Source organism: Paenibacillus sp. FSL H7-0323 (assembly GCF_038002725.1).
Lineage (GTDB): Bacteria > Bacillota > Bacilli > Paenibacillales > Paenibacillaceae > Paenibacillus_AQ > Paenibacillus_AQ odorifer.
Genome location: NZ_JBBODB010000001.1, coordinates 6,248,251 through 6,264,468, shown reverse-complemented (window position 1 = coordinate 6,264,468; position 16,218 = coordinate 6,248,251). Strand labels below are relative to the sequence as shown.

The window sequence follows — 16,218 nt, the reverse complement described above, 5'->3', positions numbered from 1 at the left end:
AATTCGTAGATGTATCATTACTTCACACGATGGTTCCGAAAATATTCAGACCAATCGCCAGCAATCACAACAGTAACTGTATCAATTTTGGTATTGTACTCATTCTTAGCTGTGAAGGTAAAGGTCACTGGACCATCGGGAAGTTTCACAAATGCCGGATTATAAAATTCGCCTGTCCACAAGGTTTTATCACTGTTCGTTGGATTTAGTTGCGTAGAATAACCTCCCGTCATCGTTACCTCAACAGTATCAGGTAGACCGGTTGCTATCCCTTGCAAAATAAATCGCTCACCTGCCCAAAACACATTATAGCCTCTTGGACTCTCCTCATTACCGCTCTTGTTCAAATTGTAGCCTTTACGGTTGTTATTCCATTCCTCTGTGTGCTGGACCCCACCTTTAATACTCAGTAGATTAACCATGAAATATTTACGCGCTGAGATATTACTCCAGTTATAACCATCAAAAGCTTCCACTTCCACGGCATATTTTTCGTTCTCAACCAATATTCCAGTTGGCACTTGCCACTGTTTGGCACTTGAATTTTGTTCGCCAGATTGAACCTTAACCATCCCTGTCGCCAAGTTGATAATTTGTACCTTATACCGCTGTTGTTCATCTCCATCCTCATCTTGATAATCCCACTTGATGATTGGTGTAAGCGTACTTGCGATCATAGGCTTACTTGAGTCAGTACTTGTTGGGTACGTTATCGTTACGGTCGGTTTACGGTTGGCTACGGTGATACTCAGAGATAGCTCTCGATACAGTCCTAGAGAATCCGTAACGGTTTGTTTCAAGGTAAAGACGCCATTTGAGGTGAATTTCTTCGTAAATTCAGCTTGAGTACTAGCCAATCCTTCCGTCCCGTTAGATGATTTCAAATCATACTTATGGCTGATCGTATCTCCTTTTGGAAGGTCTGGATCCGTCGCTTTGCTCTTGATATTTAGAAGATCCGTGCGATAAATCGGCTCTTTGGCAGCATCTCTGCCTGTATCCGTGATAAGTGTGAATCCGGGCTGCGGCGGATTGTCGATGATAAACGTTTTTTCGTTAGATATTTCTGACCAGGATAATTTGGAATAAGCCCGACCATATACGGTGAAGTATTCAAATCGATTGAATGTATGGTTAGGGAGTTGATACTGCCGCAGCTGACCTGTGGTGTCAAGGTTTTCAACTGTCTTAACTAAGAGTCCGTCTTTCGAAAAAAATTCTAAACGGTACTTCTCCTGCGGATCACTCTCTGGGTCTGTATAATTCCATTTAATTAATGGATCTCCTTGTATTTCGGCATCTATAACGGATGGATTGGTTACGGTTCCCGCCGGGGTTATCAATGTCATTGAGGGCGCTAGATTTTTAGTAACACTCACCTTCAACGTAGCTATATTAGACTTATCACCGATCTGATCGATAACCCAGTGTTCCAATGTATAGATACCGGACTCAGGAAAATTAACATCAATACTAGGAGTTCGAAGCCATTGCGTAAGGCCATCACTATCCGTTACTTTCCAGAAGTATTGCAGACTAGCGATGTCGGAGGGATCTCCATCCTCATCAAAAGATGTATATTGTCGGGTATCATATTGGAATACTGCCGATGGACCATTAATAGCAGCTGTTGGAACATGATTTTTAACAGTAAATACGCGTGTTGCATTGGAACTTAAAGCTCCAATACTTGAGGGATTAGGTACATCTGTTGCCTTAAGGCGCATTTCCCATCCTTCTGATATAGCCTGCTGCGGTGAAATTCCGTTTCCAGCAATAAGATCTCGTATCGTCAAAGATTGGTTGCGGTTACTGCCAGCATAATAATAAGGACTATTGTTGAGTTTGGCGTACCATAAATAAGCAAGCGAATCTCCATCTTCATCAGGATCTGGTGTTAGATTATCCATTGTAATTACAGTGTCTCGATATACTTCAGCTGGCATGTTAAATGCTGCTGCGGGTGGGTGATTAATCACCTGAACATTTTGGCGATACCAATCTGACCATAATCCTCGGTTGTCATGCACTTGTAAACTAATTTGATAATTACCGATTCCAAAAGCTGCGATATTAGGTGGCGTTGTAGCTCCACCCCAATGCTCCCAAACTTTGTTCCAACCGTCTTTGATAACCGTCCAGTAATACACATCTAATGGATCATTATCCGGATCAAACGATTTGTCAGTTATGGTAGTAGCTTTACGATAGGAAACAATATTAGGATCAACACTAAATAACGCTACGGGAGGTAGATTACCTGCAGCCCCCACCGTCCTTACACACCAGTCGCTCCAGACCCCCAACCCATTTTCGCCATCGACATCACGTACTCTAAGGCGTATGTCATATTGTACAGAACTCGGTAATTGAGCTGGCGGTTGACCATCTGTCCATATTTCAGAATCAGTTTTTTTATACTGCCATTGCCAAGCTATAAGTCCCTTATTAACAGCCGTGATGTGGTCCAAATCGTAGGAACTATCTGTTAGCAGAAGAGATCCCCACGCCAGTTTGGCAGCAAACAATGCAATTGGCTTTCGATGAACATGATAGGTCATTGAAGATAAATTATCTCGGCTCCATAAACGATAGACATCGAATCTGTCATCGTTTTTAGGATTATCTCGTGCTTGAAAGGTTGCGTTATAGAGTCCGCTATATGGAAAGGAGGTATACCTTTCTGAACGCCATAACCCACTATCCGAAATGATACCCATCGAATTATCGAAGAAATACGGGTTATGGTCGTATCTATAGCGTTCTTGATATTTAGAATCTCCTTCATAGTCCTTGTATGTGGTTGATAAGTCTATAGGAGTGTTAATCAATATAAAGGATTTATTCCTAAGCCTATAGGATACATTAACGACCAACGATTTCTCATCCTTATAATTATAGGGATCCACAACCTTGATAATGATATTGTGTCGTCCGGGAGGAATTCCGTCTGCCAAAACATCTATTGGGATGGAAAACCATTTATTATTCAGTGCCTGTTGGACATTGACTTGTTTATAGAACACATTAGGAATTTCAGCACTAACGACTAGATCATTATTGTCCACATCTCGAACATATCCTTCGATATTCATACCACTGAATCCTGGCTCATTCAGTAGCTGCTGCTCGCTTGGTGTAGTCACTGTGAGCGTAGGTGCTGAATTTATTACTAGAGGTATGTTATCCCAATCATAATATACGTTGTTATGCCAACCATTCATCCATTCGTTAGGTTGGTGTTGCGCATCACTTGCTCTTAGTGCGACTTTAAGGGCTTTTGGAATGCCATACTTCGCTGGATAAGCATAACTTTCATAAAAAGCGGTTGTATTTCTATCAAGGTTAAACTGAAGACTATCCGAACTTTTCACAGGTGGCATTTCTTCAATTCTCCATGAGGCATCAGTAGCATAATCAGTATTACCACTTCCATCTGTCCTGTACATATAACTGTAAATATTAAGAAATCTAGTACGCTGCGTATCATAGTACCAATTAATATCCCCTGATGTTAAAACTACAGGCGCATCAGGTACATAATCGTAGCGCAGTATTCTTGTTGTTAGATCAAAAGTAATATTGGTTAGGGTCATAGCAGGCATATTCAAACTTAAAGATCCTATATTCCCCATAGCTGGCTCCCAAGGAGTTGTTTTATTAAATCCTTCAAGACGGATATCCATAAAATTGATGATATTTGGGTCACCTGTCGCCTCTACCTTTGCACTCCCCGAATAAAATTCAGGGAATGAAAGAAGTAGTAATACAAGGGCCATAAACGTTGAAATTGTTTTTTTTAATTTCTGCATCTCTATTCCTCTCTACCATGACCAGTCGACATCAGGTGCCTGATTTTTAACCGTGAAGATCCGTTCGATCACATTTTGTGTAGTTTCCGAATTAATGGATTGCCGATCAGCCTGTGTCACATACTCATCGATGGTCGGCTGGCCAAATTCTTCGAATACAGTTAGTCGCACTTCGTATTGCCCAACATCTCTTACCTTGAGATTCAAACGATCTAAATTCTCATTGCTAAAAATAACCCATTGCTCACCTGCAAAACTACCGTTGTTATCTGAATCGTAACGGTATTCCCAAAGCCTACGAGCCACAATATCTTGATCTGGAGAGTAAGACATATCATCTATTGATAGGGTCGCTTGTTTACCATCTGAAGGATTGCGATACACTGTTCCAGCCATCGTAAAGTATGCAAAAGGCTTCTGGTCTGGTGCTATATCAAAAGTTGTTTCGTTTCTGGCAGTTAGCCCTAATGTATTCTCCACATAAATGGTTGCTTTATATTTCCCTGGCTTCTTGAATAGCACATCTTTGCTATATACTCCGTTCAGCGATCCGCTATATTTAATATCAGAATTCGTTCCACCTGATACGGCTGTGATCGTGAATTTAGTCTTAGCATCTACTAATGGGTAGTGGGTCGGGCTACTAACGTAACTTTGTATGATAACCTTTCGATTTTGCTTTAATGTACCATCTACCCTGATAGATGCATCTGGTTTTGGCTCAATGACATTAACCTCAGTACTAGTACTTCCAGTCATTTTGTCGTCGTCCATTACAGTCAAAGCAAGTGTTTGTTCCCCCAAATGGTCTTTATCATACCAAAGCGTTCCCCTTGGCAAAGTGCTCAATTCTCCCTTAGCATTAGGCGTATCCCAAAAGTAATCCGTAATATAACCATCGGGGTCATACGACCCTGCTGCACTGGCTACAAACTCTTGTCCTGCTTTTACAGTTTTCGGTGCATTTATAAGAGCTACTGGGGGTTTTAACTCTCTCGGTAGTTCTGGCGGTGATGTAGGACCTGGAAACCCTCCTCCCGGAGGACCTGAGGTTGTATACACTCCTGCTTTGACTGTAAAAGATTCTTTTAACGAGTCGAACTTACTTCTTTTGGTCACGACTTCATTCTTAAATCTCACTACTATACTTAGTTCGTACTCTTGACTGTAGTTACTTTTACCTGCCACTTTCTCCTTCGGAATTTCAAACTTGAAAGTTTCGTTTGCCGTTAGAGTTTTGATATACATCTTTTTTGTCTGGAGTGAGCCTTCATTACCTTTCTCTTTGGCATAAAAAATCCATTCTGAAATGTTTGATGTATCTTTATAGGATAGCAGCTCACCCTTCAATGCGATCTTAACCGAAACATTCTTATTATCAAACTTAATTGGGTTTGGATTAGGTTGTTCTAGAATTGCAGAACCTGTGAGTGTAGCTTCATCTGGGAGACCATATTCAAAGCTGACTGTTCCCCCGTAGCTGTAGGTGGTGACTTTAGCGTCTGCAGTGTAATAATATTCTGCGAATGCTAGATATCTTCGTCCTTCTGCCTTTCCAGTTAAACCATCATTATTTTCAGGATCCCATGGGACGCCCTTAGGAATCGAATAGTTTATAATTACTCTTCCATTTTTAAATTTTGGATCTTGGGCATATGAGGGTTTACCGGTGTATTTAGGTTCTATAGTAGATTGAATAATGTCTTGAGATTCAATAATCTCAGTTTTAGATCCGTTATACCATTTTAGATATTCTTTTTCTTGATAGGGACCTGCAGTTACTGAGGTTACAGGTGGATTCTTGGAGGGATATCCATCCTCTGCATGCTTATCATATGTCGACATAATATCTTTTTTTTCACTGTACTCATTAATTTGCCATCTTCTACCGTCTGAGTATAACCAAATTGAATTGTAGATTATCGTCTTATACAGTGCTTCAAAAGAAGCTCTATACCCCTGCACACCTTTAATATATTTTTGATTAGAGACTCCCTTTAACGTAACTTTAATCTTCCCGTTCTCCAAAGATAGGCTTGTTTTTTCGTTAGATCCACTGTATTTTAAAGTACTTGTCTTGACTGATGAACTAGACACTCCACTAGGAAGTTCTAAATAAAAATCTTTAGCTGCATTGTTTGACCCTTGCAAACCAGTGGTAATAGGAACAGTAATCGAGGTCAATTTCGTCTCAGTTGCTTGTACTGAAATAGGTGTCATAAGCTGAATAAGCAATAAAAAACATAGACATGAGATGATTATTTTTTTCATTTTTACTTACTCCGGAGATTTGACTACAAATTTTTCATCAAATCCACCGTCATGGTATAACCGAATAATAAAATAATTAATGTCTTTATCATATAAATAAGCTTGGTAAGTAGTTAATTGCTCTCCTGGCTTAAGGGTATAATAATAATAAGCTTCTTTATTATTTAATTTTTTCACGTTTGCTTTTGGCCAAATTTCATCTATTTGCCCAAATCTCTGCAGAGTTAAAGTCCATTTTTCTTTACGATCATCCAATGTTCTTTTTACTGTTTTTTTACTGTTATTTATAATTGTGATCTTAGTCCAAATGAGGTACCTAGGATTACTAACCATAGCACTGAATGAATCATAATCATATTTTTTCACTAAATTTTGTGCATCTTTTGACTTGAAATCATAAATCATAAACTTCTCCAGCGTATAACTAAGCCCACCCGCCGTAACCGTAACCGGCAACTCTAAATCCTTTTTCAAACCATATTTACTTAAGTTATCCCTCATAATGGGTGCTGGTGTAGCAGCAGGTTTTGCTGTAGCTGATGGTGTAGCTGCGGTTACTGGTGTAACCGCTGCTGCGTTAGTAATCACGTTTTGCCCCAATACCATGCTAAGTAACATTGTTGTAGTCAAAGCTGCTCTTAAAATGTTCTTCTTCATCACTGAATCTCTCCCTTTTCTTTAATTGGCTTTTCTTACTTATTGAACTTATACTCTTGAACTGCTGGCACCCTGATGGGCTGTTGTGTTTTGGATCTAGAGATCAGAACCGGGTGTTCCGTCTCAATGACGGCAATAACCGAAGGACCTGCGATGTATTTGGTTATGCCATATTCGCTATCCTCGTATAAAAGTGGGAACGTCACACCATCGGAATCATCAATAATATCGAATTTCACAATCTTTACTTGTGTCTTAAAACGACTGCTCCCTTGGGGGAAAAGGCCGCTATCAAGGCCTAGATTGTTCTGCAGGGTTTGCTGAAAAGTATCGTACGCTTCTGTAGGATCTATAATCAGACGACCACGAGTCAATTCGGTCTCATCTAATTCCTGTGCGGCATCGTGAACAGCGATATTATTTACGTCTTTTAACATGCTGCGCAGCTGGTCCCACTCCTGATTCTGGATCTGAAAGAACCAGGAGTAGATAAAGATCAGTAGGACAAATGCCAGCTTAATAATGTAATCCATAAATTACGCTCATCCCTTAGTCAATCGAGATACTCACTCATAATTGATCCATGCCCATAATATCGAGTCGGCTGCGAAACCGTAGAAAAATTATAAGGAAACAAATTTATCCGCGGCGCGGTTACATACACATCAATTCGTTGCTTTCGCTCTTGAACGGTGTCTGTACTGCTAGTAATTTCTATCGAAGCTTCAGAAAATCCAATCGCTTTCAGATTTGAAATTACTTCATTCCGCATAGAAGCTGTAACCATCCCCTCTGTTGCTGCTTTTTGTGTGATATAGGACGTATTAGCTTTGACCTGTAAATCTAGCAGATAATCTATGTAGGTGAAGATAGGCTGCAGGATAATAAACAGGACTAGCCACATGAACAATGCCCGGAGGACGGTCTCCTTCATTAGAAATGCCTCCTTCTAATACTGTTCCACTTGCTTAGTATGTGAGATGATATCGTCCTGACTGCTGCCGATCATATGCGTAGCTACCGTGACAAACATCCCCGCAATTACAAAGCCAATGGCCAAAAACATAGCGACGGAAATAGAGTCTTTTTTCATCTGACTTATACCAAAACATGAGTCATGGACATAGTTAGTGCAGTCTGGCTGGAATCCAGCGGTTGAGTTAGAGATACCCCCGGGATCGTCGGTCTATTATCATCGGCAGCATTAATCACGTCACGCACCAGAGGAATCAAAATGGCAATTACGATGGCCACACACAAAAAACCGATAGCGATAAACAAACCTGTAGAAATAGCGTCTTTTTTCATTGTTAATTTCTCCCTTTTTATTTTAGGTTTTAAAAATAAGGTTGAATATACAATTTTTCACTGGAACATGCCGACTCCATTAAAATTTCCTTTGATTAGCAAAATGTACTGCATCGCCATGGCAACGATCATCAAAAAAGTAGCAATCGATGGAATAACATTAATAATCGTCGATAGATCACCGATGAAAGACCATTTTTTTAAATACTGATCGCTGGAGATTTTGGAGATAATCTTGCCTTGTTCACGCAAATAGTTTGCAGCTTCCGTGTCATCATCCATGCCTTCTGTCGCCAGCAAAATGGACCGGATGTCATTAATAAAGTGATGGTTATCCGGAAATTTGGCACAAAACCATTCAATCGCCCCCTCCACACCCTCATCTACTGCCCGTTCTGACAGCTCATACAAATCCTGACGTATATATTGAAAATGTCCCGCTGTACTCCCACAAAAAGCACCAAACTGCACATATCCGCGCTTACGTAGGCGATTATTCTCATAGAGACGAATGAAGGAGATCAACTCGCCATCTTTTTGAATATTCGTCTTTTGGTGAAGCCACGCCAACACCCAACCAAGCGGAAGATAACGCATCGGACTGCTGATTACGAGAATAAGTAGAGCAATTAGAGGGTCATAGAATGAAAAAGGAACAGATCGGATGAAATCGCTGACGACTTGGCTAAATAAATAGATGATTGCCGCTGAATAACGAAATAGCGTAACTTTTCGAGCCGAAATTGATAAACCGCATTCATTCAACAATTGCTGAAATCTATCACTCTGCACGTGTTCACCCAGCGAATTCCACCGGATGCCCAGTCGGACAAGATATCGTTCCTGCTTACTGCTGCTGCTCACAAACACAAGTAATGCGACATACACGATCCCGATCACTGTAATTAGTAGTAATAATCTATCCATAGTTCATCACCTTAGTGGTAGTCCAGTTTGGGCCTGGCAAGAATAGTACTGATCACAAAAGAGATAAAAAGGCCGGAGACGATCACCATCAAAAAGGAAAGACCTACCGTAGTTTCGAACTGCAGTTGAAAATAGATATCGGGCTTCAGCATATACATAAAGGTACCAACCGTAGATACCAGCACCAGAAGATTCCCATATAAGCCAAGGCTGATCGCATCTCTGCTTCCTGCTTTTACAGTTAAAATCGTCTCTCTCTGCTGCTCCATAGAACGATTCAACAGCATTAGCGAGCTTTTTAAATAACGGGTTCCCTCCTTCTCGGCATAGAGCAGATCTGATATAAACTCTAAAGCGAAGGTGGTGCCAATCGCACTGGAGAATCTCCCTGCCTCCTCAACAAGCTCCTTCTCATTACTGTAATTAGAAAATGCGGCACCAAGCAGCTTCAGAGGACTCTTTAGTACATTTTTATCTGTTAGAAAATCCGCTGTACGATCAAGAATCGAATCTACCGACAAATGTGTGAATTTGGTGGAGATTTTGACTACATCGAGGAGATCGTAGCTTCCATGTACCTTCCGCTGTGCATAGATGTATCTCATACGAAAATAAGGAATCGTCGCAGATATTACAGCTATAAAAAGCGGAAATCTCCACGCCCCCTGAATCGGCTGTCCTTCATTAAAAGTAATCCCCTCCAAAAAAGGATTGTTAAAACTCAACCTTCCAGGGAGCTCACTAAGTGTCAGTAGTCCTGATAAGAAAACCGCAATAAACAAAATGGCTGTACGCATAACAAAACGCATAACGCTAATACCCGGTTCATACTTCCGGTGTACGAAATACAGAAGCTTGTCCAGATGGCGGTAGAGCCACAGCCTTTTTTTAACCGAGCTAACTCTTTTGCCAAAAATGCTCATCTTATGTTTAATTCGAAAATCGAATTTCTGGACTACCTGCCGTAAATGCCTTTCGATGAGCAGTTTGGTGAGTAACCACAGTCCCCACACAATCCATAAATGAAGAACAAAACGAAAAATATAAAATAGTAAATCCATATCTGCACCTCCTCACTCATTAAGTACTATCTTAGATTTCAAGCTTTCTTTAAGCGGCTGATCCATTGGTTTTGTTGAAGCAAGTCGTCCCAGCTCTTTTTGGAGAATCCGCGTAGCCTGTGCATTTTTCTTAGTCATTTTCAGCATCAGATTTTTCGTCAGCTTGTCATTATAAGACCAACACATTTCCTCCGGCTCCCAGCGCATAAGATCATTAGCAAACACTGAATTTCTATCCTCTTCGTAAAAGATTTCTGATATTCGCACCAGCCGCTTCTTCCCGTTCGGGACACTCTCCAAAATAAACACCAGCTCGCATGATTTCAGCGCAGAGATCAAATGCCCCTTTAAACTCCCGCCAATTCTTGTCGACACAGCAAACGCACCTTGATAAGGAATGTCCTCCGAATCCACGGTGTGGAAGGTTCCGGTAATCCCGTCGTATCCTTTTTCCCCACTCCACAAATAAAATTCCCACTCGTTATAACGCATCTCCGTCATATACAAAATATTTGGGTCATGCCGCAGCGACTCTACTCCCACCTCCATCAGTTCCTCATTCGCAGCTTGAATTGGAATAATCCGATGGCCTTTAATTTGATACGGTAAAATGGATTCCGGATGTTTCTCAATCATCACTACTCCCATGCAGGAGGAAGAGCCAAGCAGTTGCTCACCAACGATCGTATTGGCAAAGGTTGTTTTTCCTGACCCTACAGCACCCGCAATAATGGTATTGCGAAACGTGGACGATAACGCCCGAATGAACTCAACCGCCTCGGCAGGAATACATTCCGTACCCGCTTGATCCTCCAAATCCAGAAATTCCACAACCTGTCGCCGCAGTGATATCGTAGTAAAACCCTCCCAGACCCTAGGTGATACCCAAATCGCAAGCCGAATAAATCTACCTGGCCAAAGCGGATCATCCATTTTGAACTCCACCGAAGGATTATCCTTGTTCAGCTTTTTATTGGGATCACTTTTTAGCAAGGAACGCTTCAGCTGCTCCACCCGATCCAGTGAAGGCATCTCATACGGGTAAGCTATAAACTCACCTTTATGGTTATAAAAAATTTGCTTCCCAATCATTTGTAATCCGGTTGACTCGCTGTATGCACGATCAGTAAACCAACGATACGCTGGTCCAAAACCCTTCCACTCGTGATACAGGGCCTCTGCCGCCGTTCGGTACGCTTCTGGAACCTTTCCAGTAAAAGGTGTTTTTCGTAAGTACTTCTCAATCTCATTCATAAAAAAGCTAACTGCCTGCGGATCGCCAATTAATGCCTTTGCATTTAGCTCGAAGTAAGCGTCATCCTCACGTTCTAACCCTTCGTTCATCTCGGTTTTCATTTTTTGTAAAAAAGCATAAAAATCTTCCTTGCCCGGTTTGCTAGTGCGCAGCACGCTTTGTTTTAGAGAAAAGAGTGGACGACTCGCGAGAGTTTCAATCATAGAAATATCCCTTTCTTTTTGTTCTCTGGCGCTAATCCCATCGACACCAATAGAGAATGTACCTTATCATCCACATGCTGTAGCTCTTTTTTGCCTAGAGGCAAGCTTTCCTGCAAGGGCTGGTAATACGGTAGCTCCAGCAAGATTTCAGTGCCAAATCTAAGGGCTATATTTTTGGACGAAGATATTTCCTCCACATTACTGCGGTTAATGATCAGCTGGAAATCATGCGGACGCAGATCTATATGCCCCGCAAGCTCGAATAGAGGTTCTAATCTGTGTTCATGTTTAGGATGAGTGACAATCATGCGTAACGACGACTTTTGCATACCGACATACCACGCAGCACTCTCGGGAATTGAACCGAAATCAGCAATAACCACATCCGCATTTGCTCCAGCTCTAGCCAAGAAATATTCGATCTCTTCCTCCAGATAATCCTGGACACTCAAGTAGTCGTAATTCCCCGGTAGATACAAATAGCCATCCTGCCTAATCAATTGCTCGAAATCTTCATCATGAATCATCTTCCCTGTAAGCTTGGGGCGCAGTTTGTCTAGACTTATCGTCGCTTTGCGGTCATACCCGGGGTCATATAAATCCAAACCAAGTACAAGAACACGTAGACCTGCCGCAGCAATTCGTCTTGCGAACAGCTTCGCCACACTCGTGCAGCCAATGCCTGGACCTGAGCCAAAAAAGCCAACCAAATTGCTCCGTTCCTCGCCATCCTCTTCCAAGATAAAACGAATCTTCTCTATCACTGCTGACGAGGTAGAACGAGGAGGAATAAAATATAGACCTAAGCTTTCACACAACATATGCACAGCTTGATAGCCGCGAATTCCCTTTTGCAGATATAAATACAGGATCATAGAGCTTGGATATTTGTATCGCAGCTCGCTAAGCGCTTGAACAGATACCTGGTCACTAGTAACCATTAACATATGACCTTCGGTATGCGCCGGATCGGGATACACGTTTTGTGTAACTACATTAAATCCCGCGTTTTTGATATCATTAATCGTTAACTGATCTATGCCCAGACTAAATATTTTCAAGGCAATCTCCCCCTACTCTACCCGTACGATCCACAGTTTTTTGCCCTGCTCCAAAAATTGCCCTAGCCGTTGACCCTCACTTTTCTTCAGCTTCAATTCTGGTGTCGCCACCTTGCCAGTAGAAGTGAATCGGTTATTGTTGTTGCCTTTCTCAGAATCCTGCACATCATTATTGTCTTCTGTTCGCACATAGTTCACGGTAACTCCAGATAAAAAGATCTCTTTAGCAGGATCGCTAAGCAAGCTTTGTTTTTTCACCTGTTCCTCGTTTTCTTTTTTAACTGTATTTGAACCAAGCGCCTCTCGCTGCTTCTCTCGCTCACCTTCTACAAGATAAATGTCTACCTTATCCCGGCTTCGCAACGAACCATTGATGGCATAAATAGCCTCCTTCGGAATAGGAAATATACCTTCATCCTGCAAAGGCTCTAAATCACTAACATCCACCAGTGATGCTGTCAAAATACTACCGTTAGTCAGATTCACATTCGTAATTTTGTACTCCACTTGTGCGATTTCCGTAATTACACCAGAAGGTATATCCTTGGTCTGAACAGAATCCAGATACAAATCACTTGCTTTCAGCTCATAATTTTTAGGTAGAGATTCCCCAGCTCGCACCTTAACTTTGACCACGGTTTGGGAAAGCACGTAGGGCTTGAAATAGAGATCATAACCTAGCAATCCCCCGAATCCAGTAATCAAAATGAGACTTGCGAAAAAATAATTACGTTTTAACAAACGTCCTCGCTGTAACGCCAAACCTTCCACCTCCTTAACTACATGATTTTTGAGAACGACAAAAAGCACCTTGGCATAAATAGCCAAGCTGCTGGTAAAATGCTTTTTTACCTGATAGAGATTTAGTGAACTATTAAATTAAAGGATTCCGGTGAAAGCCCTCAGGCATAACCGTTGCTTTCACCGGAGAAGACCTTTATTTAAATACTACAGTTTTATTCTGATGGACGAGAATCCGGTCCTCGATATGCCATTTCACCGCACGAGCCAGAACAACACGTTCAATGGTACGCCCAATCCGTTTCAGCTCAATAACATCATCACTGTGGCTTACCCGCTGCACATCCTGTTCAATAATCGGTCCACCATCTAGTTCTTCAGTAACATAGTGAGCGGTTGCCCCGATAATTTTCACCCCACGTTGGTACGCTTGGGCGTATGGATTGCCGCCAATAAAGGCAGGCAGGAAAGAGTGGTGAATATTAATAATCTGATGGCGATAATGCTCAATAAAGGACGGCGAGATAATCTGCATATACCGTGCCAATATAATAACATCGATATCGTCTCCGATGACCGCTAACTGGCGTTTTTCTGCTTCATCCTTAGTATCCGCTGTGACTGGAATATGATGAAATGGAATGCCAAACGACTCGACATAAGATTTCATATCCAAATGGTTACTAACGACGAGGGCAATATCGGCATCGAGATCGCCCGCTTGCCACTGCCAGAGCAGTTCAACAAGACAATGGTCTTCTTTAGAGACGAATATGGCAAGTTTCTTCTTATGACGAACATTAAAAATCTTCCAGTCCATCTTAAAACGCTCCGCCACTCCGCCAAATTGAGAGCGAATCTCTTCCAGACGATCGCCTAATTCAGGTAGGTCAAACTCGACTCTCATAAAGAACATTCCACCATCTGGATCCATCGTATACTGATCCGACTGCACAATATTTGCGCCATGCTGATACAGAAAGTGTGATACAGCCGCCACAATTCCCGGTCCGTCAGGACAGGAAATGAGCATACGTGCCCGGTTGGAATAATGCTCGACACCTGACGAATTGTTTCTTTTTACGTGTAATTCCATGACCCTCTTCCCATCCTCTCATCTACATACGCAATCTGAAGTATAGCTTAAGCGTTCACGAGCACTTATTTGCCTGCTAACCAAGCAATTAAACGATGATTAATAGCTTCCTCGCTTAGTTGCGGGAACAGCTGGGCAGCGACAACTTCATCGTACAGACGCTCCAGTGGTTCACGTGGATCAGCTTTTTTAGCTTTGGCATCGTTCTTCAGCAGCTCCCAGACATTAAGTACATATTGACGGGAATCAATCTCCTGCTTGGCAAAAAATTCACGTAATGTTTCAACATCCTGCACGAATTCCGGTCCAAAGCGTTCAGCTACGTTACCACGCAGCAAAGCGATCTCCACCTCATACATCGGACGTTGTGTCTTAGCATCTTTACCAATCCATGGGGTCTCCAGAATGAAAGGCAGACCTTCCAGCTTTTCATGGTGTACGATTTTGTTAATCGTATCAAACCCAATCCAACCCGAGCCAATTGGCGTGTGACGGTCTTTGCGAGCGCCACATGGATTTTTACTGTCATTAATGTGGATTACACCAAGACGATTCAACCCGATAGTCTCATCAAATTTGTTGAGAACACCGTCCAAATCATTAACGATATCATAACCAGCATCATGAATGTGGCAAGTATCAAGACAGACCGATAGACGTTCGTTATGTTCGACCTTAGCAATAATAGAAGCGATTTCTTCAAAACTGCGGCCGATCTCTGTTCCCTTACCAGCCATAGTTTCTAGAGCGATATGCACTTCCGTTTCATTCGTGCCTCCAAGCACCTCATTCAGGCCATCTGCAATCCGCTGAATACCATATTCAGCATCTTTATCAGTGAACGCACCAGGATGTAATACAATATGCTTGACCTCAAGTGCATGGGTACGGCGTATTTCCTCTTGCAGAAAATCAACAGCCAGTTGGTACGTATTCTCTTTATAGGAAGCGAGATTAATAATGTAAGGTGCATGGACAACAATCTCCTCTACACCATTCTCTTTCATAACTTGCTTCCCTTCGTTGGGATACATGGCATCAATCGGCTTGCGGCGCGTATTCTGCGGCGCTCCTGTATATATCATAAACGAGCTGGAACCATACTCATTTGCTTCATTTGCTGCGGTCAAAAGACCCTTGTCCGAGCAAGACACATGTGAACCTATTTTCAGCATACTTCTTCCCTCTTTCCTTCACGAATTAACCCCTATTCTACCGTGATCGGAAAAATAAATCTAGACGAGGCCAATATGCCGGGTTCTGCTTCGCAAAACTTTGGAAATAAGCTATACTTTAATATGAGAATAATTCGTGTGAGAATCCTCATTGCCAAAAGGTGGTGTATGCATGTTTATCCAATCAGGACTTGGTTTATTATCCACACCGAGCAATTGGTTTATGAACTCTATCGCTTTCTGGACATTTATGCTGCTTGGTTCCATGTGTATCGGCGGTTTTTTTATGTTCCGCAAATTCCTAAAGGTCCTGCCCAAAGCTGATGGAAAGTCAAAGCTAGACTGGCAAAATTACTGGGTGGAACGTAGCCGCCCGCTCTGGAGTGACGAAACAAAAGCCTTTTTGGACCAGCTTGTTCAGCCTGTACCTGGGCCATTTCGTGATATTGCGAAGCATTCTATTGCTGCCGAGATCGGAAAGATCGCCGTCGAGAGCAATGCAAAAGAAGTTACTCGCGATCACTGCATTAAAGGTTACATAGTTGCCACACCGCGGCGCGATAACCGTTTTCTTGTCAATTTTCTCGAAAAGAATAAAATCGATTACTCTGCTTACCAGCATTTGTTTAAGTAATTTTTAATGAATTGTAC

The 16,218-nt window shown here is 42.0% G+C and carries 15 protein-coding genes; 1 reads left to right on the top strand and 14 read right to left on the bottom strand.

Going from position 1 to position 16,218, the window contains the following annotated elements; translation table 11 throughout:
• Positions 1-17: 17 nt before the first annotated feature.
• The 14 genes from MHH89_RS27985 to MHH89_RS27920 form a co-directional block, all read right to left on the bottom strand.
• Positions 18-3,812, bottom strand: a complete 3,795-nt coding sequence (locus MHH89_RS27985) for a hypothetical protein (protein WP_341088623.1) — start codon at positions 3,810-3,812, stop codon at positions 18-20.
• Positions 3,813-3,824: 12 nt separating this feature from the next.
• On the bottom strand, positions 3,825-6,083 hold the full coding sequence (locus MHH89_RS27980) for a PKD domain-containing protein (protein ID WP_341088621.1): 2,259 nt from the start codon (positions 6,081-6,083) through the stop codon (positions 3,825-3,827).
• Between the two features lie 6 nt (positions 6,084-6,089).
• The gene (locus MHH89_RS27975) at positions 6,090-6,740 is read right to left on the bottom strand and encodes a hypothetical protein (protein WP_341088620.1); all 651 of its coding nucleotides are present in this window, start codon (positions 6,738-6,740) and stop codon (positions 6,090-6,092) included.
• Positions 6,741-6,775: 35 nt separating this feature from the next.
• On the bottom strand, positions 6,776-7,273 hold the full coding sequence (locus MHH89_RS27970) for a hypothetical protein (protein WP_341088619.1): 498 nt from the start codon (positions 7,271-7,273) through the stop codon (positions 6,776-6,778).
• Between the two features lie 20 nt (positions 7,274-7,293).
• Positions 7,294-7,674 (bottom strand): hypothetical protein, encoded by a 381-nt coding sequence (locus tag MHH89_RS27965; RefSeq protein WP_036681716.1) that lies wholly within the window; start codon positions 7,672-7,674, stop codon positions 7,294-7,296.
• A 15-nt stretch (positions 7,675-7,689) separates the two neighbouring features.
• A complete protein-coding gene (locus tag MHH89_RS27960) occupies positions 7,690-7,833 on the bottom strand; it encodes a hypothetical protein (RefSeq protein ID WP_162636675.1) in 144 nt (47 codons plus the stop codon).
• 5 nt (positions 7,834-7,838) lie between these two features.
• Positions 7,839-8,048 (bottom strand): hypothetical protein, encoded by a 210-nt coding sequence (locus MHH89_RS27955; protein ID WP_076128184.1) that lies wholly within the window; start codon positions 8,046-8,048, stop codon positions 7,839-7,841.
• A gap of 57 nt (positions 8,049-8,105) precedes the next feature.
• A complete protein-coding gene (locus tag MHH89_RS27950; RefSeq protein WP_036681711.1) occupies positions 8,106-8,975 on the bottom strand; it encodes a hypothetical protein in 870 nt (289 codons plus the stop codon).
• 11 nt (positions 8,976-8,986) lie between these two features.
• The gene (locus MHH89_RS27945; protein WP_076282023.1) at positions 8,987-10,036 is read right to left on the bottom strand and encodes a hypothetical protein; all 1,050 of its coding nucleotides are present in this window, start codon (positions 10,034-10,036) and stop codon (positions 8,987-8,989) included.
• Positions 10,037-10,048: 12 nt separating this feature from the next.
• Positions 10,049-11,494 carry an ATPase, T2SS/T4P/T4SS family gene (locus MHH89_RS27940; RefSeq protein ID WP_312149725.1) on the bottom strand — a complete coding sequence of 482 codons (1,446 nt, stop codon included), beginning with the start codon at positions 11,492-11,494 and terminating at the stop codon, positions 10,049-10,051.
• Positions 11,491-12,555 carry a hypothetical protein gene (locus tag MHH89_RS27935; RefSeq protein WP_341088618.1) on the bottom strand — a complete coding sequence of 355 codons (1,065 nt, stop codon included), beginning with the start codon at positions 12,553-12,555 and terminating at the stop codon, positions 11,491-11,493. Before MHH89_RS27935 ends, MHH89_RS27940 begins: the two co-directional genes overlap by 4 nt.
• Before the next feature lie 12 nt (positions 12,556-12,567).
• The gene (locus MHH89_RS27930; RefSeq protein ID WP_076277691.1) at positions 12,568-13,317 is read right to left on the bottom strand and encodes an SAF domain-containing protein; all 750 of its coding nucleotides are present in this window, start codon (positions 13,315-13,317) and stop codon (positions 12,568-12,570) included.
• A 175-nt stretch (positions 13,318-13,492) separates the two neighbouring features.
• Positions 13,493-14,392 carry a formyltetrahydrofolate deformylase gene (gene purU / locus MHH89_RS27925; RefSeq protein WP_076219715.1) on the bottom strand — a complete coding sequence of 300 codons (900 nt, stop codon included), beginning with the start codon at positions 14,390-14,392 and terminating at the stop codon, positions 13,493-13,495.
• A 65-nt stretch (positions 14,393-14,457) separates the two neighbouring features.
• Positions 14,458-15,567: a deoxyribonuclease IV gene (locus MHH89_RS27920; RefSeq protein WP_076206523.1), complete on the bottom strand. Its 1,110-nt coding sequence runs from the start codon at positions 15,565-15,567 to the stop codon at positions 14,458-14,460.
• Between the two features lie 172 nt (positions 15,568-15,739).
• Between MHH89_RS27920 and MHH89_RS27915 the strand changes: the two genes are divergently transcribed.
• Positions 15,740-16,201: a DUF2621 domain-containing protein gene (locus MHH89_RS27915; RefSeq protein WP_036681700.1), complete on the top strand. Its 462-nt coding sequence runs from the start codon at positions 15,740-15,742 to the stop codon at positions 16,199-16,201.
• Positions 16,202-16,218 lie beyond the last annotated feature (17 nt).